Consider the following 23,167-nt stretch of genomic DNA (forward strand, 5'->3'; position numbering starts at 1 on the left):
CCTAGCCAAAATTTTGACAATAGTCGCAGAGTGCTATAACTCTTTAACTCCGCGATCTTGGCGAAATCGGGCTCATAAGATAAGATCTCTCTTTCGCCAAGGGTTTTAAATATGAGCAGTGGGATGCCGGAATATAAGAAGAGCTTAGATGACGAGCTAGACTGGTCCTCGGTTGAGCAATACCATGAATCAACAATGCAAATTAGCAATCAATGCTTTGAATACAAAAAATTATGCGTGGGTGCCTTGGGCATTATTATCGCGGCCATGCTGAAGCTCGGAACGGATACAACTCCATTATTGCTTTCGCTAACCTGCCTATTCATTAGCACCGGGTTCTGGATGTGCGATACCACAGCCTATTACTATCAAAGAGTGAATCGACAGAAAATTTTGAATCTTCAAACTAAAATCTCAAACCGAAACACTGGAGAATCTATCGCCCCACCTATACTGCCTAATTCATGGAATGCAGCGATTTTTAACAAATCCATGCTGCTATACATTTACTGCTCAACCATTTTCGTACTCATCATGCTCGCAACCATCATCATGCATATTGTCAAGCATTTCGCCTCTGGCCAGTAAAAATGAAGATATTTATCAGCTACACCACCAGAGACAAAATAATAACGAGAGACTTTCTTAGTATCTTGGAGTTCGAATTATCTGACTTGGGGGATATCTATATCGATCTTCTTCACAATCACTCAAAAAATAAGCAAGCAAGAGTGGCAAATGAGTTGCAGCAGGCAGATATTTTTATGCTGCTGAGCACTGATTCCATAAAAAACTCACCGTGGGTAAAATGGGAAATAGATACTGCGAAGGCAATTGATCTTCATGGCGTCACCATACATGCGGACGCTTCCACAAACGAATTTTCCATAGATGAAATTCGCCTGACCATCTCTGGTGCTATCGATAAGTTAGTTGCAGCCCGAAAAGCTCCCCCATTAAGTCTCTGAAAAACCAGAGACAAAAAATTATCACCCCGATGGTTATATCTGCCACCCACTAAAGGTAATAGGATAGTTATGAGTGAGCTCTCAAAGCGGGAACGATTGCTGATTTTTATGGAACAGCTTGGGTCCGCTGGATGTGTGGGAACGAAAAGCGAGGCCTTCAAGCTTGTAGAAACGATTTTGGATAAAGTAGAAGATGATCACAGCGGACAGCCTAAAAATTATAAAGATACAGGGCAACGTATGTATTTATGGGATTTTACCAAATGGGTTCACGATGACTCAGGGCTCTCATCTATAGTGCTAAAAAACCATATGCTATCTTTGTACGAAGACGGCAGCATCAAAATAGAAATTCTCTTGGGGAGTGGTCCGATCACTGTATTCTCCAAGTCGGGCATGACGGCGACCATTTAATACCCCTCGCACGACTTGAAGCTACCCCTTCAGGGCCTCTAGATCGGCCAGGTATCTTTTGAGTTGACGGAACTATGCGAACTTTGACATAAGTAATTCTTGAGTAGTAATTTCCCAACGAGACTATAAATGGAAATTCACATCTAGGGATTACCAACGTCCCATCGCCATTGTCTGCGACGCCCCCGCCAAGGCTGTTCAGAAAAAATACAGTCGGAAGTATCATTAAAAATATGACACCCCAGTGCCGCTTGACTTTGCGTGACATGGCCTCCATGAGCAACATCATTCCCACCATACACCTGCAACTACGATACCGATCTCACTCCCGCCCAGAAAAATCCGAACATCACAATGAGCGAGGAAACAGCTATAACCCCATAAGTGGCCCAACCATATCTAGCAAAGAGAACAACAAATCTAAGAAGCGAGAAAGATGTAATTGTGATCGCAAGGACTATTAGAGCAAAGCAATAAATTCCTGCGATCGCAGCCCCAAAATTGGAAAAAACCCCGTGCGTCGTCAGCATGAGCACGCTGCCTAAAAAGCCGCCCAACGCTTGTTCACCCAGAAAAGCCGATACCACCGGAAACGTAATAGGTACCTCATTGTCAGGTAAGGCCAGGAAATTTGAGAATCGGGTTTCTCCGGCCGCTTCGATCCGTCTCCTTGCGAACGGAAGCCACAATATAAAGCCCCCCAAGGCGCTGATCATAACCGCCGAGAATACATATACCGGTTCGCGACCAGAAAGATAGAGTTGAAGATAGGCGACATCCAGCAGGGCCACAACAACCAAGACCACACCCGCAATAAGGAGCTCCCACCCTCCATAGACACCATTCAGATGTTGCTCGCCTCCACTATTCAACTCCGACTTCGTTTCGTTCATTTTTTCTACCCACTATTCCCGTTGACGGTTACTAGCATTAAAGATGTACGGATTAGGTAAAGTTCAAAACTCAAATTTTTAACTATGCGCGGCGCAATGGATTACCTGAGATCACTGCCATAATAGAAGCCAATCTCCCCTTGTGCTCTTGATGCCTGGTATCCAATTGAACGACTTGTACTGGGCAGCGCTCCATGCCAAGCAGGCATTTAAGGTGGACGATCATGTCAGCAACGCTTGCGGCCTAAAGCAACGCTGCTAAAGAGCTAAATCGTACTTCCATCGCAGCCTAATATTGGCCAAGCCCACACCTATATAGATGCCCAACCGGTCAAGTCGTCTACCCACTAGCGTCCTGCCGCAGGGTGGACGTGAGTGAACTTGCAGCACGTTCTAATGTTTAACGTTATTGCTTAACAACTATGTTTATCTCATGCTCCGAAACGATGACCATAACCGCAGGCAAGCCATCAGCACTCATTCTTTGATGCAAGGTCGCTATCAACTTTTCGTCGTCAACACTCGCCCTTGCCGAAGAGCCTGGCGGATGGGAATGCCAGTCGCCTACGTAATCAACCACCCGCGCAGTCAATTGCTGCACCCTTTCTAATGCCTCCCGTTGTCCTTCCTTGCCGCGGATGAAATGAGTAGGGCTGGATTCGCTGTCGGATGGCGCAGGTAGCACATCAACAAGAGTGATGGTCCTGTTCTTGAAATCGGTGACACCGAGAATGGCACCACCGGTTTCATTTGGCAGCGCGCCCCTTCTGATGTCCTTAAGCTTCAGCCGAAGACCGTGGTCATACGTGACGGTCCAGCCCGCGGTAATTTCGCGCGTCACTGCAAACAGTTCCACCTCGTGCGCGTGAACGGCCCCTGAAGCCTCATCGGATGACCAAATACAGAGCCGGGCCTCCTCTTTAAGCACTGCCTGGCGAAGTTGGCGCGACAAGATCCCGGCATGTGCATGAATGCACTCATTGGACATGCGCACCGATATGTCCCGGCAACCGCCTCCCACCCAGCGGTCGCCGTAATGATGCTCGAGATGAGATTGCCCCCACTCACTGTTCAGGATCGCGCGGTAATACTGCCCCTCCAGGGCGTCGATTCGCTGCGTCCTGCTGGCGTCCTCCATGAGCATGACACTGGAGAGCCCCGAGGGAGTGAGGAACAAACTGATGGTTCGAGGTGCATCATCGCGAACTGCCAAGCTACGAGGCGCTTCAAAGGTGGTGGTGACATCCACCACTAGCTGCGCGTCTCGAAGCGCCTGAACCACATCCCCATCTTCCTCGACAACGCTCTTGGCGATGGCAGTCGGGGCGGGCTCATGCGGATAGATGTACGTCGCCAGCTCCTGCACAACCGCGGTCTTCGACAGACCCAGGTGGCCATCGAACCCCCATTGCCGGACCAGATTGTGCGGCATCAACTGATCAGGATCGATAAATGTCCATTGCCCCCAGCCCGAGCGCACCCAGATATCAGCCAAGGTGCTTCCCAAGGCCCCGACACCGGCCAATACGCCTTTAAAAACGGCGGTGTCATGGTCAATTGCAGACAGATCCCGCGCATTCTTGGCGTCCATCCCGGGACGAATTTCCACAGGTAACAGCGGAAGCTTCTGCCAGCCCGCACCGACCTGGCCATCCAGTGGCTGGAAGCGGAACTGCAGCCCCTCCCCGTCCTTTGGCCCTAAGATATCGAATGCACAGGCGAGCTCGTAGAGTGAAGTGCCTACTACATACCCCATAACATTAGGGCGCTCGTCGCGCCCATTGCGTAAGCGCGGTACCCACACCAGAATCAGCAGTGCCTCCCCTTTCCCACTCGGCGGTTTGATGCCATTTGGTATGGCGTCGAAGGTGGTCTTTAGCAGCCGATCGGCCAACTCACTGCCCCACGACACCAGGTGTTCGTGCAGTGCGCCCAAGGTCTCGGGAAACATCACCACTGACTTGGCCTCGACTGGAAGGACCTCGATCGTCAGCATGCGGATGGCCTTCACCGACGATCCATCACTCTCAGGTACCGCCCTCCAAGTGATAGGCGGCCCTTTCTGGACCTCTTGAATCATCAACTTGCGGTCGACCGAGTTCGCATATTCGTATTGATTGGCGGGTAGAATCAGCTGGTACGGGCTGAGATAAAAGAGCTGTTCCAGCGGTTGATCCTCCCGGTGAAGGCGCAGCTCGGATGACTCCTTAAGCCACCAGAATATCCGACGGAGGAATCGCTCTGCGGTCCAGCTGCGCTCTTCGGCACTCCACGCCGTTTCGTACAGGCAAAGTGTCCTTGGTGTGCCGGGCACCCAGGCATGTTGGTGTGACAGACTCGGAAAGTCTTTGCGCAATGTGCGAGCGACAATGGGGACCCTCCGCTCGGGATTGATCTCTATCGCCAACCGTTCTTTGCGCCGAATCCGCCCTGGGTTGCCCGCGTTGACTTCACCGTCACCCGCATCAATGACGATGTATTCCGAACGATCGTCGCCCTGCTCCGCAATACGCAATTCACGGATCGCAATGTGAGGATGTTTCTCACAGGCTTTTATCAGAGCCACGGTCGCTGGGTAGAGCGGCGCACTGGTCAGAGTGTCGGGTAACTCCCCCAGTTCGAAATATTCGATCATCGTTCAGGTGCACCCGCGCGCGGTGCCGCAGCTGCGGCGGTACTTGCGGCAGCAGAAGCGATACCTACCGCGGCGATCCGGCTCACACTCCCATTGCTCGCGACCTCCAATTCGAGGACTGCGGCATCCTTCAAGTCCCCGGTACAGCCGAACCAGCCGTCCACCTCGTCGGTGATTTCGTCATACTCACGCTTGGCGCGGATGCTCGGTGGATCAACGGCATCGTCGAGAATTTTGTTGCTACTGGAAATGATGGTCGCACCGCCGCGTGCCTGACCGAGTGCCTTGCGCGCAGCATCGCAGAGTTGGGCGTTCTCCCGGAGGTCCGACCAGCTGTCGTACGAGAGCGATCGCCAAGAGCAGTGATGCGGTGCCAGCAGGAGATCGTACTCCAACACTTCCGGTGTATCTTGGAAGCGCTCCCACATACGCTCCCAAATCAGCACCCGCGCATCACCGCCTGTCAGAAAGCGCGTCTTGCGGCTCGAAAAAATGGAAGGCGAAATTTCCATGTTCATGACGATGCTGGAGTCATTTTTAGACAGCAGAGTCTCCAGCTCCTGATCATCTTCATGCGGCGCTGGCGCTAATAGGCGAGCGGAAAACAGCGATGAATACTCACCGTCAATTTTGTTGAAAGTATCGCCCGACCTTATCAGGATGGCGCCTAAATCATCGGTTTTGTCGTCGTTGTCTTCACCCATGATGAGAATGCGATTGCCGCTGGTGGCATAACCATTTGCACGCCAGTGCGCCACGCGCCGGCGAGCTTCCGAATTGAAGGCGCGCGCATCGTCACACAAGGTGTGGTTCACTGAACGACGGCGGAAAATCAGCGGAGACGACCACAGTTCACGGATGATAATGCGCCGTTCTGAGCGCTCAAGATGGTCATCCGGATAGTCCTCCGGACGCCCCAGCCAGAAATGCTTGCGCAGGCCGCGGCAATGGTCCTGATCCGGATGGCTAAGCATAAAGGCGTCAACAAACGGACGCTGATCCTTGTCATACATCAACCGCTGACGCAGTGCGCCTGCAACGTCAGGCATGTCATCGTCGGGATCATCCGCTGAACTACGAATGTTGATGTCGGTCAGGATAGTTGTCACGCGTGTGTCCGCGAGCCGAACCAGAGTCATGTCGCCATTACCGACCTGAAAGAACGTAATTTTTGCTGCCATTGACGCCTCCTGGGCGGTTACGCACGATTGAGTTCTGGCACCGCGAAGGCTAAGATACGTATAGAAAAACTACCCGTCTAGTAGTTATGCGGATAATTTTTATACGCATATAAAAAAGCATGGAAAATCAATAACATGACCGAGCAGATCACCCGTACTGGCCGATGGGGTCAAGACCGAAGACTGGAGTTCATCGATTTCCGTCTGCTGTGGGAGGGACGATTGAATCGCTCCGACCTAACGACCTTTTTCAGAATCTCTGTTCCCCAAGCATCCTTGGATTTGTCCAGGTACCAGGAGCTTGCACCGGACAACCTGATCTACGATCGCACCCTCAAGGCCTACGTCGCCTCACCCTTCTTTAAGCCGATTCTGGCCAGTTTTGACAGCAGTCAATATTTGAACGAACTGTTGTTGCGTGAGCACGGCACCGTTGCCCCGGGTGATAGCTTCATCGGTTGGGCGCCGCCCGTTGCGAGCCTCCCCTCGCCTACTCGCAAGGTCGAGCCTCACATACTTGTGAGTATGATTAGAGCGCTGCAAAAACAGCAGGCAGTAGTCTGCGATTACCGGTCTCTGACAAGTTTTGACGAAGCCGCGACCCGCACAATTTACCCCACTTCATTTGCCCATGATGGGTTTCGATGGCACATACGTGCTTATTGTTTTAAATCGTCAAAATACAAGGATTACGTGCTCGGTCGCATCATGCAGATCACAGAATCAATCGCTCCACCTGGCGAAGTTCCTCAGGATGTTGAATGGGAAACTTTCATTGATATCGTGATCGGCCCAAATCCTAATTATTCCAACCCCAAAAGATTAGCCATTGAACACGATTACCAAATGATCAACGGCGAGACAAAGATCCGCGCTCGTAAGGCCCAGTTGTATTATTTAACCCGGCGCCTAAATTTGGATATAAAGCCTGATGAACCCCTTAAGGATTCGCAGCAAATCGTAATGTTACGAATTGAAGAATGCTCCGCATCCGGACAGTAGGGCAATAATGATGAGCCCTGCTCGGTGGCGAGACCGCACCACGCCGAGACTGAATACTCCCTGAAGAGGTGGATAACGCAATCCCCGCGGTGTTGAAGGCAGAAATGCCCTTCGATGCGCCGGTGACCAATGCCACCCTTCCTGACAGTTCAAGACCCATCGGGTGTCTTCATTTTTAAGAATTGATCCAAGCCCGAAGTGCTTCGGTGGCTCAATTTATCAATTCTCCGGCGCGAGCCTTAGACCGCAAAAATGGATACCATCCATTCCGAGTTGGAACAGGCCTGTCCTCCTGATCCCCCCCTGTCATGCCCAGCCGCAGCGGGGGTGAGGCACTTGGGCGTCAGCTGGTGCGCGTTGACTGGCGACGGCGTGAACACCCTGCAGATCATTGAGGATCCTGTGACGTTGCAGGGGGGGGGCGCAGCGTACCTTGCCCCTCCTGTGCCTTACCTGGTCTCACCTGGTCGCGTGGTGTTTCGCGATGGCTTGGATGGCCTTCTTCGCCGAGAACTCTTTATCGGCTTTCGCGTCGGAATTGAACCGAACGACAAAAGCTTGTGTTGTTCCCCCCTTACCACCCACACCCCTTCCGACATTGCGCACGCAAAAAGCTATGGGTGAGGCTGGTACTGGCCAATCCGTGTACTCACAATATTTGAGGTAAAGCTCACGCAGCAATTCGAACTCCTGCGGCTGGGTGATATCGGCCGCAGAGGCGCTGTATTTGTCGCGCAGGGCATAAAAGTAAGCTTCCGCTTCCTTCTGTGACTCAAATGTGTGATCAAGCAAGGCAAGTTCGTTGGCCACCTTAACTCCTTAGAAACATTGAAGGATTCCTGGGAAACACCTCAAACGGGCCGGTCGGACCAGAGGGCCACGGGCCCTATGCGGGAAGGGCCCGGCGTGTGCCTTACTGCCGGTCGCCTGCAGAGGTATCGTCCTTGCGCACCTCGGAAGCTCTCGACTTATCGATGCCCCAGACGGCTTTGGCCACCTCTTCGATTTTGGCGACAAACTTGTCGACATTCAGTCCCGCAATGAATGCCAGGGCAAAAAAACCGATTTCACTGGCATCACTTTTAGCGCTGGATTCAAGGACCAACAATCCAGCCTTTAAAAACAGGTAGCTGACTGCGCCGGCCACAATGCTGGTGATCGGTCGAATGAAATACCAAACATGCCAATCGGGATCCCAACGTTTGTGCATACATTTGTTGAGATACACCGCTCTTAAGCAGTACAGACATCCCCCAACGCATGCAATGGCCCCACACATCAGCGGCACCCTCAGCACCTCGTAGGGTTGGCTCAGCCAACCCAATGCCATCGCGCCAATGGAATACGTCGCCAGAAACAACAGCAGTACCAGATAAAGAGGGATAATGAACAGCATGAGATTGGTCGTGACTCTCGAAGTAGGATCGGTCAATTTTCTTGCTCTTCTGGAAAAGCCGTCTGGGGCACCGCCGACCACCCTACTCGCTGATTGCCGTTGAACCACAGAATGTCGGTGCCCTCCAGGGCTGCGAAATGCGCGCCCCGGTGCATCATCGCACGCACTACCGACTTTCGCGGATGGTCTTCATCCGCCTTTGCGGAACTGCAGATCGCCGACCACACCGGCTCATCCGGCAGCGATGGTAGTCGTTCCCCCAGCCACCGATCTAACACCTCGGTGGACACATTATGCCGGCCACCGTGATGCGGCACCTGAAACAACTCGAGCCCGGGCAACGCCAAACCGACATGGGGGGCGAAGTCCGCTGCTTCGGTCAGCCCTTCGCGGCCGGTGTCGCCGGTCAACAGGATTTTCGATTCATTGATTTTTGCGTATTGAACGACGCTCATTTCATTTTCACTGCTCGTACCGGCAGCTGGAAAGTACTCATTGCCCCAAACCGATTTCACCAGGTTTGTCAATGCTCGAAACGCTTTGGCAATGCCCTCGAAAGACTCGCCGATCACCGAGGCCTCCTCGGCTTCCGGCGTTTTTTCGGACTCCACGATCAAGTCCAAATATCGGCGGCGAGAAGGCGCCAGCACGTGGAAGGCACCGATACGCTGGCCCTGTAGTGGGCTGTAGATCGGGATATTTCGCGCTAGGGCAATCGCTTCGAGCGTTGCGCTGGCGGAATACACCGACCTCAACTTTCGCTCCAGTGCGTCGGCAGAGGTATAAGTCGCGAAACGGGGCAGCAGCTCTGCGGCGTACTGCCAGGGTCGATTGAGCCATAGTGCTCCCACACTGCAATTTTCAAGCACCGCTCTCAGGCCATTGGCGTGGTCACGATCGGGGTGGGTTAGCACGACATGGTCGATCCGCGTTGTTCCATAATGCTGTTGAAGGTGTTCGATAATCTGGGGGCCAGTGTCGATATAGCCCCCGTCCACCACGTGTATTTGGGTGGTGCCATTGATGGTGTAACGCACCGTAATGGCATCGCCGCTTTTCGAGGTTTCGACGCCGATAAAGTCAATCTCAACACTGTCCGCCACGTCCTTGTGCTCCCTTCGTGCTTAATTGAGGTCGAGCCACATGCCAAGCATACTGGCCCTTTGACACGCTGCATCAGATTGGCCCAGCCCGTCAAGCCAATCGTCGTGCTGTACCCCCCCCAGCCTTGCCAGCCATGGGCTGGCTCATCCCGTTGTCTCCGCGTGCAGCGGACCACCCCATCGCCAATTTATCGCTGCGCCCGCCGGACAAAATAATTTCCGTGACCGCCCTTGAAGAAGTTGGATCCAACCCTATGTTGTGCATGAGCTAGTGGCCAGTGGCCGCCACCCAGTCAATGCCCCGCACTTAGATGTACCGGCTTGCAATCGAAAACGGCCGTGCTCGCAATCAGCGCAATTTCCGGCTCAGATTAACTGCGACTGACGGAGCCGTCTGGCTCAGATTATTTGCGAGCGAGCTTGCATTCAGCCGCGCCGGCTTGCATTCCATCGTTCCCTACTCACATTAACTGCAACTAGCCCCGTCTTTAGAGGTGGTAAAGATGCCGATGATGGCCATGGTGTTCTCCTTTCGGATTCATGGTCGCGCCCATCGCGTCCTTGTTGTGAGCCGATCGGCGGGTGAGGGCCGAACGCACTGCCAATGCAGCCGAAACGTAGAGAAGGACCTTGAGCTCCGAACAATTTGTTGCGCGAGAAAGCCGCTCGCCGGCGGGGAAAATGTTCGGTGGGAACGGTTGTGGGCCCAGGTCCGATCCCGCCAGGATTCACGACGACTCAAGGACGCATGGCTGACCGGCCGGACAGGAGTATTGGCCGACTCTAAACACCAGTCGTAGGCGCTGGAATCTCGCGACATGCGTAGCCCTTGCTTGGCGAAAAATATTCCCGATCGCCGAGCGCTCGATCTGACATTCGTCGTTCGGTATAGTAAAGAGTGCAGACCAGGCAGATAGGGGCGCCGGTAGCTTAAGGCCAAACCAGAGACGAGCCGCGCGAATGCTCGCCGAGGACCCGGTTTTCAAGCGCATGAGCTTATTTGACCGCGACGGAAACTTGGTCTCCTCAAGCCACGCGGATGAACCGCAAAAACTCCCTGCGGGTTGGCTGTCGCAACTGCGCGAACACACGGGTAGAAGTGCCCCGGCCAGGCGCGGAGGCTTCGATGAGCGCGGATCGGACATCTTGTCCTAACGGTCGACCCCGCCAGCGGGGGCTTCGTCAGCACCGCGCTGCAATTGCCGGCAGGGCTCTGGGACAACCATCTGCGTCTGGTCTGAAAGCGTTCAAGTATCGCAGCGGTACGCCGACATAAGGGGGCGAACGAACGGTCATTTGGCTGACCGCTCGCTCAATCTTGCGTATGACTCAAGCGCCCCCCTTTCGATACGAGACCGCCCAGATGCTCTTGAAAAAATCCCTGCGCGCTCAGCTGCTCACACTGATCGGCGGCAGCCTGTTGGTGATATTGCTGATCGCCTTCGCCAGTTTTTCCTTCTTGTCGGATGACATTTCCAAGTATCAACAACTACTCAAGGGTCCGATCGAAACGTCGCGCCTGATCGACGAAGCCAACGTGGAATTCAAAGTGCAGGTGCAGGAGTGGAAGAACGTCTTGCTGCGTGGCAAATCACCTGAAGCCTTGAGCAAGTACTGGCAAAGCTTCGAGAACCAGGAACGAAAGGTCCAGGACATCCTGGGCAGACTCGTTGAGCGAAGCGAGCACAACCCTGCCCTGTCAAAGCAGCTCCGCGACCTGCACGAGGAGCACCGGCGCCTCGGCGCCGCCTACCGCGCGGGCCGTGCGGCCTACATCGCCGGCGGAAACGATCCATTCGCCGGCGACGAGGCGGTTCAAGGCATCGACCGTGCCACCAGCGAACAGCTCAGTGGTTTGGTCATCCAGCAGCGCGATTCGGCGCTGCATCGTTCGGAAACCATCAGCGAAGCCGCAGATCGTAAAATAGTCGTCGGCTCGTTGGTAATGCTAGCCGCTGGCGTTTTCATCGCCTTGCTCAGCCTATGGTTGGTAAACCGCAATCTGATCGCCCCCATCCGTCACCTGATCGACCACATCGCCAAGCTCAGCCAGGGCGACTTTGCACAGCGCGTCGATGCGTCCCGTGCTGACGAATTGGGACGTCTGGCAGTTGCCGCGAATATCCTGCGTGACTTCCTTGCCGATACGTTCACCCTCCTGCAACGCAACACCTCGGACCTGGACAGCGCCAGTGGTGAATTGAGCGCCATCGCCGCACTGATGGGCCAAGGCACTCGCGAGCAGTTCTCGCGCACCGATCAGGTCGCTACCGCCATGCATGAAATGTCCGCTACGGCGCAGGAAGTCGCCCGTCACGCCGCCGAAGCCGCGCGTGCAGCGGATGCGGCCGATCATTCGGCGCAGCAGGGTGAGACCATGATGCGTTCGACTATCCAGACCATTACCCACATGCGCGGCGAGATCAGCAACACCGCCGAGGTAATACGCCGTCTGGAGACCGATAGCGGTCGCATTGGCAAGGTGCTGGAAGTTATTCGCGGCATCGCCGACCAGACCAATCTGCTGGCGCTAAACGCAGCCATCGAAGCCGCCCGCGCGGGCGATGCCGGACGCGGGTTTGCCGTCGTTGCCGACGAGGTGCGCACGCTGGCCAGGCGCACCGCCGACTCCACCGCTGAAATTCATCAGATTATCGACACGGTGCAGACCGGCGCGGTGGATGCGGTGCGTGCGATTGAAAATGGACAAACCCGCAGCAACGAAGGTGTCGAACAGGTTACGGAAGCGGGCAGCATGCTTCAGCGCATCACCCAAGAAGTCGAAGCGATCCGCGACATGAACCGTCAGATCGCTACCGCTGCCGAAGAGCAGACGTCCGTGGCGGAAGATATCTCGCGCAATCTGACCGAAATTACCGCCATCGCCACCACCAACCAGGACAATGTCGAGCGTACCGAGGCAGCCAGCCAGAACCTGCATACGCTGTCGGCCCAGCTCAGCGAAGTGACGCACCGCCTCGCGGGCTGACACAGGCTCTGCTCCGGCCCTAGATGATCGGTGTCACCACGTTGCTAGGTCCGACTCATCCGAGTTCGAGGGAGTTGGGGCAGGGCCGATCAACATGGCTTGTCTCGTGCTTGGTCGATTCGTTCCTGCATCGCCTGCATGACTTCTCGTGGGTGTACGACTTGGCGTTGGGGTCGTCGGCCTCACGGAGAGCTTCTTCGACCTCGCGGGTCATCCGCTCATATTCTTCTGGCCACAGCGCTTGCTCCATGCGCAGCGACGCCTGCCCCAGTAGGTGCAGACCGAACAGACGCATGTCATTGGTGGCGATGACGTGCTCTCGAATCCGCACCTGGATCACCTCATCGCCAGTTGATGCAGCTTCAACAGGTCGGTGCGCAGTTGCGGAGGCCCGCCGTCTGCGTTGTCACTCAATCGCCGCGCAGCTCGTCCACGGCATCGACTGCCCGCAGCAGTGCGGTGGTATCGAAACTCTCGGGAGTCAGTTCGTTCCAATCGTCGTCGGTGATGCTGATTGTCATGTAGCTTCTTTCCTTGTCCTGGGCAGACCCCGGCGTTACAGGCCAAGCTCGCTATGCGATCCGAGACGCACGAGTTGCAGCACGGCGTCATCCGGCTTGCGGTAAATCAACACCAGGTCGGGCTTGATGTGACAGTCCCGGTGGTCTTTCCAGTCGCCGGTGAGGGCGTGGTCACGGTGCTTCTCGGCCAGAGGCTGGTTATTCGCCAGGGCTGTGACGACGGCAATGAAATCGCTCGCCAGCGTCTGACGATGCGGGCCTTTGGCTTCGCGTTTATAATCGCGTTTGAACCGGCTGGTCTGTTCAATCGTCCGCATTCAGATCCGCCATCAGATCCTCGACGGAAGCGAACGACTTCAAGCCGCCACGGCGCGCTTCCTTCATCGCCTCGATGGTGGTGGCGTTCGGAATCAGCGGCTCGAACGGCAAGGCTTTCTCGCGGGCGACTCGGGTCAACATGATGCGGAAGGCGTCAGACACGGTGAGTCCCATCGCTGCCAGCACGACGGTCGCCTCTTCCTTGATGTGCTCGTCGATACGGGCACGGACTACAGCATTTGCGGACATGGTTTGATCCTCCAGATTGATGAGCTACATTGTAGCTCAATCCTTCCAGGAGTGCACCCAGCACACCTCGCCAGAGGCGTCTATCAAACGAAGGTTTATTGGACTGTCCGTACCATTGATGTTGGGGTTTGGGGAGCAATGGAACCAAAAACCAACATAAGCCCTACCACCTCCGCTCAGAGCCCTCTTCCCAAGCATCTGCCTCGATAAAGCAATTACGCATCTCGGCCTCTTGGCTGATCTCGGTCAGCAGATCATGTACCGTCTTATCCAGTGCCTCATCGTTGCGATAGGGAATGCTCAGCGCGTAGTTGCCCGACTCAAGCAGCTTCATGCCGTAAGGTTCCAGGCAGTAACGCTCGATATTCTCCAGTGCCCGTTTTTTACCACGCACGAACTTGCTGTTGTTCTCGACGGCCAGGCGCAATATGACCGTCGCGATCCGTTCGGCATTGTCCACTGCCGGTGGGACCGTGATGTTGAGATGCTGGGTGATTTTTGCGGGTACGCCGATCGTTATGCCGCGATGCCGGAGGTAGCGGTAAAGCGTGCTTTTGGAAATGTGCAGTTTCTTGCCAATGGCGCTCACACTTAACCGACCCTCTCGGTACAGCGTTTCTGCGGCCATAGCGGTCGCTTCCGCCTGAGCGGGCAGCCCCTTCGGGCGGCCACCGACTCGACCACGTGACCGTGCAGCGGACAAGCCTGCCTGTGTGCGCTCACGAATCAACTCACGTTCGAACTCTGCCAATGAAGCGAACAGGTTGAACACAAAGCGGCCTTGCGCGTGGGTGGTATCGATGGGGTCATTCAGACTTTGCAGGCCAACGTTACGAGCGGCCAATTCACCGACCAGTTCGACCAGGTGCTTGAGCGAGCGCCCTAGACGATCCAGCTTCCAAATCACCACAGCATCACCGGCCCGTACATGAACCAATAATTTGTCCAGTTCCGGACGTGCGCTTTTTGAGCCGCTGGCAACGTCTTGATAGATCCGCTCGCACCCTGCCTTTGTCAGAGCATCGATCTGGAGGTCGGCGTTCTGATCCCGAGTACTCACCCGCGCATAGCCAATTTTCATCAAAAGTACCGTTTACTCAACAGAGAAATTGAAAATAGAACCTTGATTAACGATACCAGTATTTAAAACCATAATATGGGCTAACTCGGAGCTGGGCAGGTCTTCCGTTAAAGTTCTATAAAACGAGGGTTTTATCGAACCGTTGCGGCGCAGTGAGGATCGAGTGTATAAACACATAAACACCTAACATTGGAAAAAGTCATGAATACCACTCGCTGGAACGTCGCCGTCTCCACCGACACCGACCAATCGCTTCGCATGTTTCTGGCCAGCCAAGGCGGTGGCCGTAAGGGCGACCTGTCGCGCTTCATCGAAGAAGCGGTGCGGGCACACATCCTGGAGCTGAGCGCCGAACAGGCCAAGGTTTCCAATGCCCATCTGAGTGAGGCCGAACTGACCGAAGCGGTTGAAGAAGCGCTCGACTGGGCGCGTAAGCGCTGATGCGGGTTGTATTGGATACCAACATTCTGTTCAGTGCGCTGATCTCACCGCATGGGTCTCCTGATGCGATCTATCGGGCCTGGCGTTCAGCTCGCTTCGAGGTGGTGACTTCACGGGCACAGCTCGACGAAATTCGTCGCGCCAGTCGTTACCCCAAGCTTCAGGCCATCCTTCAGCCTGCCAAAGTGGGGGCCATGATCAATAACCTGCAACGCGCCGTGGTATTGGAGCGGTTGACCATTGAGGTTGAAGCCGATGATCCGGATGACTCTTTTCTGCTGGCCATGGCTTTGGCGGGCAATGCGGACTACCTAGTAACCGGTGATCGACGCGCAGGCCTCTTGCAGCGCGGACATATCGAACGCACGCGGATTGTCACCCCCGCCGTGTTCTGCGCCGAGGTACTGTGATCGATGCCGGTTGGTTTTCTGACTCAGGAGCAACGCGACGGCTTTGGTCGCTACATCGATGCGCCCAGCCGTGATGAACTGGAGCGCTACTTCCACCTGAGCGATGAAGACCGTGAAGCCGTCCAGGTACTACGGGGCAACCATAACCGCTTGGGCTATGCCGTTCTGCTGACTACCGTTCGCTTCGTCGGTGTTTTGCCGGACAAACCCACGGCTGTGCCGGTGGAAGTCCTGCTTGTGCTTTGTCGGCAATTGGCAATCGCCGACCCTGACTGTCTTGTACGTTATAGCGATCATCGTCGCTGGATACATGCGGCCGATATTCAAGAGCGCTATGGCTATCGCCACTTTACTGACCCAGGCATCGGCTTTCGTTTGAGCCGATGGCTGTATGCCCTTTGCTGGACTGGTACTGATCGTCCTGGCGTGCTGTTCGAACGAGCTACCTCATGGCTGCTCACACAGAAAGTCCTATTGCCCGGAATTTCCCAGTTAGAGCGCTTCATTGCCCAACTGCGTAGCCGGGTTGAAGAACGCCTCTGGTACACCTTGGGCCGCAGCGTGACCGAGGAGCAAAGACAGCACCTACAAGACTTGCTTCTGGTGGCCGAAGGCAACCGTAGTTCCCGACTGGATCAACTACGCTCCGGCCCGGTGATGGTCAGTGGCCCTGCACTGGTTCGGGCGCTGCGTCGGCTGGATGATGTACGCGGGTTGGGTATCGCCTTACCGGCAGCTGCGCATATCCCTCCCAGCCGCATTGCCGCCCTGGCTCGCTTTGCCAACACCGCGAAGGTCACGGCCATCAATCGACTGCCGGCGTCGCGCCGGTTGGCGACGTTGGTGGCATTCGCGGTTTCCTTGGAAGCCAGTGCGCACGACGATGCTCTGGAAGTTCTGGAAGCGCTACTGCGTGATATCTTCAACAACGCAGAGAAGGCTGACAAGAAGGCTCGGTTGCGTAGTCTAAAAGACCTGGATCGCTCGGCGGCAATGCTCGCCGCTGCGTGCAAGGTCGTGCTGGATAGCTCGATCAGCGATGACAATGTCCGTGCCCGGCTGTTCAACGACCTGCCACGTGTCACGCTGGAGAAAGCCCTGGAAGAGGTCAATGCGTTGATCCGTCCGGCCAACGATGTGTTTTACCTCGCTCTGGAGGAGCGCTACCGCAGCGTGCGCCGTTTCCTTCCTGACTTATTGAAACATATTCGCTTCGGCTTCAGCCCGGCGGGTAAGGGTGTGGCGGCTAGTTTGGACTGGTTGCAACTGAACTTGCCTCGCAGGAAGCCGGAGGATGACGTGCCGCAGGAGATCGTGGCCAAGGCTTGGCAGAACCACATCACTCGCGAAGATGGCTCCCTCGACATGGGCGCCTATGTCTTCTGCACGCTTGATGCACTACGCACGGCCCTACGCCGCCGCGATGTCTTTGTTGCACCCAGTTGGCGCTATGCCGACCCGCGTATCGGTCTGCTCGATGGTGCAGAATGGCTGTCGGCGCGACCGATCATCTGTCGCTCACTGGGCCTGACTGTGAACGCCAAAACCACCTTGGACGCCTTGTCTGCCGAGCTGGATGCGACTTGGTACGCAGTCGCCGCTCGCCTGCCCGACAATCCTGCGATCCAGTTGAGTGAGAATACAGAGGGCAAAACCGAGCTGTCCCTCGGAGCGCTGGAGAAGCTGGAAGAGCCCAACTCGTTGCTGCAACTGCGTGCAGCCGTGGCCGACTTGATGCCGCGTGTCGATTTGCCGGAAATCCTGTTAGAAATCGCCGCTCGTACCGGCTTCACTGAAGCCTTCACCCATGTGTCCGAACGCAATGCGCGGGCCGACAACTTGGTGACGAGTTTGTGCGCAGTGCTCTTGGGAGGAGCCTGTAACACCGGCCTGGAGCCCTTGACTCGCAACGACAACCAAGCGCTGCGCCGTGACCGAATGTCCTGGGTGAGCCAGAACTATCTCCGTGACGATACCCTGTCGGCAGCCAATGCCATTTTGGTGGCTGCGCAGAGTCAACTGGAGCTGGCTCAGGTCTGGGGCGGCGGCGAGGTGGCCTCCGCCGATGGCATGCGTTTTGTCGTACCTGTGCGTACCGTACATGCCGGCCCTAACCCGAAGTATTTCGGTACCGGCCGGGGCGTCACCTGGTACAACCTGATCTCCGACCAGTTTTCCGGTCTTAACGCCATTACGGTGCCCGGCACCCTGCGCGACAGCCTAGTATTGCTCGCGGTTGTGCTGGAACAACAGACCGAATTGCAGCCCACACAAATCATGACCGATACCGGTGCTTACAGCGATGTGGTGTTCGGGTTATTCCGTCTGCTCGGTTATCACTTCTGCCCGCGCCTGGCTGATGTCGGCGGTACCCGCTTCTGGCGCACCCGCCCGGACGCGGATTACGGCAAGCTCAACGGACTTGCTCGCCAGTCAGTCAAGCTCGACCTGATCGCCGAGCACTGGGATGACCTGTTGCGTTTGGCTGGCTCACTCAAACTTGGCCGAGTGCCGGCGACAGGCATCATGCGCACCCTACAAACGGGAGATCGTCCGACCCGTCTGGCCCAGGCGTTGGCAGAGTTCGGACGGATCGAGAAAACCCTGCATACGTTGACCTACATTGATGATGAGTCCAAGCGCCGCGCCACCCTGACCCAACTGAATCGCGGCGAAGGCCGACACAGCCTGGCTCGCGCCGTGTTCCATGGCAAACGAGGCGAGCTTCGCCAGCGCTACCGAGAAGGCCAGGAGGATCAACTCGGTGCCCTGGGCCTGGTGGTAAATATCATTGTGCTATGGAATACCCTCTACATGACGGCTGCCGTGGAGCGGTTAAAGCAGCACGGCTACCCGGTACAGGACGAAGACCTGGCTCGTTTGTCGCCGCTGATCTTCGAGCACATCAATATGTTGGGACGGTACTCCTTCGCGGTACCAGAAGAGGTCGCCCGAGGTGAGCTACGGCCACTGCGTAATCCAGACGACGATATTTAGGTGCGCAGGTCGAACTCAGTGGGCTATGTTGTCAGATAGCTTAGATGGGATTGACCACAGCATTTCTCAATAAGTAGAAACACTGTGGCTTAGAGAGTTATCTCAGCGCAGCAGCAATACAGGCATGGTGGCTGTTCGAAGCATCGTCGTAGTCGTGCTTCCTACCAAAAACTGCCTGATGCGTGAATGCCCATAGGCACCCATGACCAGCAGATCAATGCCGTGCTCTGTCTGATAATCGTGCAGAGCCGACTCCACCTCACCTTGTCTGATTTCAGCTTGGACTAGGAAGCCAGCCGAGAGAAGCATGCTTTGTGCTTTTCCCAGTGCCTCGTGATTGCTCACCGAATCTGCACCGACCGTAACAAGATGAATGGGCAAGTCTTTGCAAAGCGAACTGGCGGCAAACATTTGGATGGTTTTGTAGGCTGTGGAGCTGCCGTCAAATGCGAGCATCACCTTTTCGGGCTTTTTATAGCTGTTGGCTGTGATCAGGATAGGCCGGTGAATTGTTCGCACTACAGCTTCTATCTGGCTGCCAAGGCTGTGCGCGTTGCGTGAGTTGTCTTCACCCACTCTTCCTATCACCAACAGTCGAATATCCTCCTGAAGGTCGCTCAGACTTTCTACCAAGTGTCCGTGGCGCTGCTTCAGCTCAGGAAACGCAGCGCCGGAAATGACCGTTCGCTCCCTGGCCTTTTCCAGCATGTGTTGGCCCTGTTCCAGAGCGAGTCTGGCGCATTGGGCATCCAATGTAGCCAGCTCCTCCAGCAGATGCTCTCGACTGCCGAGACCAATATTTCCACTTAGGTCAGCTGCTGCTGGGTATTTCTCTTCATCCAATACGTGAAGCAAGGTAAGAGGCGCGTTGAGTCGCTGCGACGCCCATGCTGCGTAGTCGCAGACCGCCAATGAGGATTGTGAGTTATCAATACATGCCATTACGTGGGTCATTGTCGATCTCCTTAGTGGCTCATGAGCTTGTCGATGGCGCCAGGTTTGTCATGCACGCCAAAGCGGTCAACGATTGTGGCGCTGGCCTCATTTAGACCCAGCACTTCAACCTCGGCGCCCTCGCGACGGAACTTGATTACCACTTTATCCAGCGCGGCGACGGCGGTGATATCCCAGAAATGCGCCTGTGTCAGATCGATGGTGACCTTGTTGAGCGCTTCCTTGAAGTCAAAAACTTCGGTGAACTTGTCTGCCGAGCTGAAGAACACCTGGCCTACCACGCGGTAAGTCCGATGCGACTCCGTCTCTTCAAGACTGCTCTTGATATCGAGGTAATGTCCGACCTTGTTCGCAAAGAACAACGAAGCCAGCAGTACGCCGACCAACACGCCGTAAGCCAGATTATGCGTTGCCACGACCACCACAACGGTCGCGACCATGACGAGGTTGGTCGACAGTGGGTGCTCTTTCAGATTGCGCAAGGAATCCCAGCTAAAGGTGCCGATGGATACCATGATCATCACAGCAACCAATGCAGCCATCGGGATCTTGGAGAGCCATTCGCCGAGGAAAACGACCATCAGCAGCAAGAAAATGCCCGCGCACAATGTGGAGAGACGGGTACGTCCACCGGATTTCACGTTGATGATCGACTGGCCGATCATGGCGCAGCCTGCCATACCGCCGAGCATCCCGGCAGCGATGTTGGCAATGCCTTGACCCTTGCATTCACGGTTTTTGTTGCTGGTGGTATCGGTCAAATCGTCGACGATGGTCGCGGTCATCATGGACTCAAGCAGACCTACTACGGCCAAGGCGGCTGAGTACGGGAAGATGATGCGCAGAGTTTCAACGTTCAGCGGGACTTCAGGCCACAGGAAAATCGGCAGCGTGTCCGGCAGTTCGCCCATGTCACCCACAGTGCGGATATCCAGACCGAGGTAAATAGCAATGGCCGTCAGGGCCAGGATGCACACCAGCGGCGAGGGAATCAGCTTGCCGATCTTCGGTACATACGGAAACAGATAGATTATTCCGAGGCCCACTACGGTCATGGCGTAAACGTGCCAGGTCACGTTGGTCAATTCAGGTAACTGCGCCATGAAAATCAGAATCGCCAATGCATTCACAAAGCCTGTGACTACCGAGCGCGAAACAAAGCGCATCAGAGAGCCCAGTTTCAGGTATCCAGCGAGGATTTGAAGCGCCCCGCAGAGCAAGGTGGCTGCCAGCAAATACTGAAGCCCGTGATCTTTTACCAGGGTGACCATCAGCAGTGCCATCGCACCGGTAGCTGCCGAGATCATGCCGGGTCGACCGCCGACGAAGGCGATGACAGCACAGATACAGAAGGAGGCGTAGAGACCGACCTTGGGGTCGACGCCGGCAATGATAGAGAAAGCAATGGCCTCCGGGATCAGCGCGAGCGCGACCACGATCCCCGCGAGCACGTCTCCACGGACGTTGGAAAACCACGTTTGTTTGAGCGATTGCAGCATCAGAATATCCAAGGCAATGCACCACACGCACACCAGGCAGATGGCGAGCGCGTCGATACGAATTCAAGTTGTGAGGATTATTTGGCTGTGTGCCTTGGGTGTAAAAACCGGGCATACAGCAGTACGCGACCGCGAGCGAAACTAGCGGAAGCGAGATGTTGCGAGGGGGCGTAGCGCTAAGGCGGCGTAGGCTGCCAGTAGATCGTTTGGAGTACAGTCATGCTGGTGTTCCTGTAGCTCAAGAGGTATGGCTGAGCGATAAAGTATACAGTGAAGATATCGTCAAATGCGACCTGCTGCCTCGTTTGGGTCAGTTCTTCCAGCCGTGCTGATCTCCCTAGGGCAAGTCTTTCTAGATTAAACCGCGACGAACTCCGCTGTCAGGCAGTGTACACATGGTGGAGAGATCAATTCAGATCCTCCTGGGGTCGATAGAGAAATCGGAAAAAATCGTACGCTAAGCATTCGGCCTGTCAGGTTGAGGCCATAGAGATTGACGCCTTGGCGTCAGAAAATGCAGAAAGCGGCCCTAGTCTGACGCGGTGCCAGTGAACCGCCTGACGCCGAGTTGAAGCCGTAAACTCAGCAACCTTCGATCAACTCGCCGAACAGTTCCTTAACCTTTGCACGTGCCTCGACCAGCGCAACTTGGCCTTGCTCAGTGATCTCATAGACACGCCGTTCACGTCGCCCGGTGCGTTCGTGGCGTGAGGTCAAATAGCCCTTCTTTTCCAGCCCGTGCAGCATTGGGTATACCGTCCCGGCGCTCAGCTCGTAGCCGTGTCGTTGCAGTTCTTCGATGATTCCCAGTCCGAAGACGGGCTTCTCGGCTGCATGGTGAAGTATGTGCAGGCGGATCAACCCGCCGTACAGGTCTTTATCTGTCATTTTTCGTGCCTCACAGCGCGATACTCAACAGCCAACCCGCTGCACCGCTGCCGACGACAACTAGCCACGGCGGGAGCTTCCAGAACATCAGTGCGACAAGGGCGACCAGGGCCAAGACAAAGTCTTGCGGCTGAAATATGGCGCTAGTCCATACAGGGTGATAGAACGCGGCCAGCAGCAGGCCAACCACCGCCGCATTGACCCCAGCCAGCGCGGCTTGCATGCCTGTATTGCGACGCAGACGCTCCCAAAATGGCATGGCTCCCACAACCAGCAGAAAAGAGGGTGCGAAGATAGCCAGTAGGCACACAATACCGCCGACCCAGCCAGAGGGAGCGGTGCTCATCGAAGCACCAAGGAACGCGGCGAATGTGAACAATGGGCCGGGCACCGCTTGAGCCGCCCCGTACCCCGCGAGGAAGGATTCATTACTGACCCAGCCGGAGGACACCACTTCGGCTTGCAGCAGCGGCAACACAACGTGGCCACCACCGAACACTAGTGACCCCACACGATAGAAGGCGTCCACTACCACCATCGTTGGACTTGGCAGCAATTTTGCCAAGATCGGTAGGCCAATCAGCAGGGCAAAAAATAACGATAGCCAAAGTGCGCCGGCCCGGTGACTGACCGTGATAGGTAGTGGGTCGTGCTCAACAGTATGTGCTGGCTTGAACAATAGTCGGCCTATGATGCCTGCGGCAGCAATCACACCAACCTGCCCCCACGCGGACGGTACGAGCAGGACAGCACAGGCGGCAATCGCCATTATTGTGACTCTCAGCCCATCCGTACACAGGTTGCGCGCCATGCCCCATACCGCTTGGGCGACTACGGCAACGGCCACCACTTTTAGGCCATGCAACGCGCCCGGCGAAACGGAATCCCCATAGTTGGAAATGCCCAGCGCGAACAGGATTAAAGCTACGGCCGAAGGCAGCGTAAAGCCTGTCCAAGCAGCCAGCGCCCCGCTATATCCAGCCCGTGATAGCCCCAACGCTATGCCGACCTGGCTGCTTGCTGGGCCTGGAAGAAATTGGCACAGCGCCACTAAATCAGCATAGCTGCGTTCAGACAACCAGCGCCGTCGTGTGACGAACTCGTCACGGAAATAGCCTAAGTGCACGATGGGGCCGCCGAAGGAGGTCAATCCAAGTCGTAGAAAAATAAGAAAAACCGACCATGGGCTGCGGTCATCGGTGGAGGTATTAGTCATGCGTTGGCCTAC

21 protein-coding genes and 2 pseudogenes are annotated in these 23,167 nt (G+C 55.6%); 9 read left to right on the forward strand and 14 right to left on the reverse strand.

Annotation, left to right across the window (positions count from 1 at the left end):
* Positions 1-111 precede the first annotated feature (111 nt).
* The 3 genes from A7K61_RS03100 to A7K61_RS03110 all read left to right on the forward strand — a co-directional run bounded on the left by A7K61_RS03100 (position 112) and on the right by A7K61_RS03110 (position 1,382).
* A complete protein-coding gene (locus A7K61_RS03100) occupies positions 112-588 on the forward strand; it encodes a hypothetical protein (RefSeq protein ID WP_139129447.1) in 477 nt (158 codons plus the stop codon).
* Between the two features lie 2 nt (positions 589-590).
* Positions 591-968, forward strand: coding sequence for a TIR domain-containing protein (locus A7K61_RS03105; RefSeq protein ID WP_020302109.1), 378 nt, complete (start codon positions 591-593; stop codon positions 966-968).
* Positions 969-1,037: 69 nt separating this feature from the next.
* On the forward strand, positions 1,038-1,382 hold the full coding sequence (locus A7K61_RS03110) for a hypothetical protein (protein WP_020302110.1): 345 nt from the start codon (positions 1,038-1,040) through the stop codon (positions 1,380-1,382).
* Between the two features lie 308 nt (positions 1,383-1,690).
* Here A7K61_RS03110 and A7K61_RS03115 read toward each other — a convergent pair whose 3' ends face one another.
* From A7K61_RS03115 to A7K61_RS03125, 3 genes are all read right to left on the reverse strand, one after another.
* Positions 1,691-2,275, reverse strand: coding sequence for a hypothetical protein (locus tag A7K61_RS03115; protein WP_020302111.1), 585 nt, complete (start codon positions 2,273-2,275; stop codon positions 1,691-1,693).
* Between the two features lie 406 nt (positions 2,276-2,681).
* Positions 2,682-4,910 (reverse strand): ThiF family adenylyltransferase, encoded by a 2,229-nt coding sequence (locus tag A7K61_RS03120; RefSeq protein WP_020302112.1) that lies wholly within the window; start codon positions 4,908-4,910, stop codon positions 2,682-2,684.
* A complete protein-coding gene (locus tag A7K61_RS03125; protein WP_020302113.1) occupies positions 4,907-6,091 on the reverse strand; it encodes a hypothetical protein in 1,185 nt (394 codons plus the stop codon). Before A7K61_RS03125 ends, A7K61_RS03120 begins: the two co-directional genes overlap by 4 nt.
* A 135-nt stretch (positions 6,092-6,226) precedes the next feature.
* Here A7K61_RS03125 and A7K61_RS03130 point away from each other — a divergent pair, with 135 nt between their 5' ends.
* Complete coding sequence (locus A7K61_RS03130) at positions 6,227-7,093, forward strand: WYL domain-containing protein (RefSeq protein WP_020302114.1); 867 nt, start codon at positions 6,227-6,229, stop codon at positions 7,091-7,093.
* A 459-nt stretch (positions 7,094-7,552) separates the two neighbouring features.
* Here the strand turns inward: A7K61_RS03130 and A7K61_RS03135 are convergent, their stop codons facing one another.
* The 3 genes from A7K61_RS03135 to A7K61_RS03145 form a co-directional block, all read right to left on the reverse strand.
* On the reverse strand, positions 7,553-7,903 hold the full coding sequence (locus A7K61_RS03135; RefSeq protein ID WP_020302115.1) for a hypothetical protein: 351 nt from the start codon (positions 7,901-7,903) through the stop codon (positions 7,553-7,555).
* Between the two features lie 103 nt (positions 7,904-8,006).
* Positions 8,007-8,489 carry a hypothetical protein gene (locus A7K61_RS03140; RefSeq protein WP_032904893.1) on the reverse strand — a complete coding sequence of 161 codons (483 nt, stop codon included), beginning with the start codon at positions 8,487-8,489 and terminating at the stop codon, positions 8,007-8,009.
* 32 nt (positions 8,490-8,521) lie between these two features.
* Complete coding sequence (locus A7K61_RS03145; protein ID WP_020302117.1) at positions 8,522-9,592, reverse strand: ComEC/Rec2 family competence protein; 1,071 nt, start codon at positions 9,590-9,592, stop codon at positions 8,522-8,524.
* 1,945 nt (positions 9,593-11,537) lie between these two features.
* Here A7K61_RS03145 and A7K61_RS34130 point away from each other — a divergent pair.
* Together A7K61_RS34130 and A7K61_RS34135 are read left to right on the forward strand one after the other, a co-directional pair.
* A pseudogene (locus A7K61_RS34130) lies at positions 11,538-11,648 on the forward strand (hypothetical protein); the annotation flags it as partial.
* A gap of 228 nt (positions 11,649-11,876) precedes the next feature.
* A complete protein-coding gene (locus A7K61_RS34135) occupies positions 11,877-12,581 on the forward strand; it encodes a methyl-accepting chemotaxis protein (protein ID WP_370588167.1) in 705 nt (234 codons plus the stop codon).
* Positions 12,582-12,670: 89 nt separating this feature from the next.
* Here the strand turns inward: A7K61_RS34135 and A7K61_RS03160 are convergent.
* The 4 genes and pseudogenes from A7K61_RS03160 to A7K61_RS03180 all read right to left on the reverse strand — a co-directional run.
* A pseudogene (locus A7K61_RS03160) lies at positions 12,671-12,972 on the reverse strand (hypothetical protein); the annotation flags it as partial.
* A gap of 165 nt (positions 12,973-13,137) precedes the next feature.
* Entirely contained in the window at positions 13,138-13,419 is a 282-nt protein-coding gene (locus tag A7K61_RS03170) for a type II toxin-antitoxin system YafQ family toxin (RefSeq protein WP_011282522.1), read from the reverse strand.
* On the reverse strand, positions 13,406-13,669 hold the full coding sequence (locus A7K61_RS03175) for a type II toxin-antitoxin system RelB/DinJ family antitoxin (RefSeq protein ID WP_020303033.1): 264 nt from the start codon (positions 13,667-13,669) through the stop codon (positions 13,406-13,408). Before A7K61_RS03175 ends, A7K61_RS03170 begins: the two co-directional genes overlap by 14 nt.
* A gap of 163 nt (positions 13,670-13,832) precedes the next feature.
* The gene (locus tag A7K61_RS03180; RefSeq protein ID WP_017335988.1) at positions 13,833-14,750 is read right to left on the reverse strand and encodes a recombinase family protein; all 918 of its coding nucleotides are present in this window, start codon (positions 14,748-14,750) and stop codon (positions 13,833-13,835) included.
* A 201-nt stretch (positions 14,751-14,951) separates the two neighbouring features.
* On the opposite strand from A7K61_RS03180, the gene A7K61_RS03185 reads away from it, so the two are divergent.
* Genes A7K61_RS03185 through A7K61_RS03195 form a run of 3 tightly spaced genes read left to right on the forward strand, consistent with a single transcriptional unit; the run spans position 14,952 to position 18,598 of the window.
* Positions 14,952-15,191 (forward strand): ribbon-helix-helix domain-containing protein, encoded by a 240-nt coding sequence (locus A7K61_RS03185; protein ID WP_017335987.1) that lies wholly within the window; start codon positions 14,952-14,954, stop codon positions 15,189-15,191.
* Entirely contained in the window at positions 15,191-15,601 is a 411-nt protein-coding gene (locus A7K61_RS03190; protein ID WP_017335986.1) for a putative toxin-antitoxin system toxin component, PIN family, read from the forward strand. Before A7K61_RS03185 ends, A7K61_RS03190 begins: the two co-directional genes overlap by 1 nt.
* Positions 15,602-15,604: 3 nt before the next feature.
* Positions 15,605-18,598 (forward strand): Tn3 family transposase, encoded by a 2,994-nt coding sequence (locus tag A7K61_RS03195; protein WP_019334756.1) that lies wholly within the window; start codon positions 15,605-15,607, stop codon positions 18,596-18,598.
* A 102-nt stretch (positions 18,599-18,700) separates the two neighbouring features.
* Here A7K61_RS03195 and A7K61_RS03200 read toward each other — a convergent pair whose 3' ends face one another.
* From A7K61_RS03200 to chrA, 4 genes are all read right to left on the reverse strand, one after another.
* The gene (locus A7K61_RS03200) at positions 18,701-19,552 is read right to left on the reverse strand and encodes a universal stress protein (RefSeq protein ID WP_020302552.1); all 852 of its coding nucleotides are present in this window, start codon (positions 19,550-19,552) and stop codon (positions 18,701-18,703) included.
* A gap of 11 nt (positions 19,553-19,563) precedes the next feature.
* Positions 19,564-21,051 (reverse strand): SulP family inorganic anion transporter, encoded by a 1,488-nt coding sequence (locus A7K61_RS03205; RefSeq protein ID WP_017735063.1) that lies wholly within the window; start codon positions 21,049-21,051, stop codon positions 19,564-19,566.
* A 582-nt stretch (positions 21,052-21,633) separates the two neighbouring features.
* Positions 21,634-21,939, reverse strand: coding sequence for a PadR family transcriptional regulator (locus A7K61_RS03210; RefSeq protein ID WP_017335982.1), 306 nt, complete (start codon positions 21,937-21,939; stop codon positions 21,634-21,636).
* Positions 21,940-21,949: 10 nt separating this feature from the next.
* Positions 21,950-23,155 (reverse strand): chromate efflux transporter, encoded by a 1,206-nt coding sequence (chrA, locus tag A7K61_RS03215; RefSeq protein ID WP_017735062.1) that lies wholly within the window; start codon positions 23,153-23,155, stop codon positions 21,950-21,952.
* Between the last annotated feature and the right edge of the window lie 12 nt (positions 23,156-23,167).

The organism is Pseudomonas sp. AP42 (genome assembly GCF_001728935.1).
Classification (GTDB): Bacteria; Pseudomonadota; Gammaproteobacteria; order Pseudomonadales; family Pseudomonadaceae; genus Aquipseudomonas; species Aquipseudomonas lactis.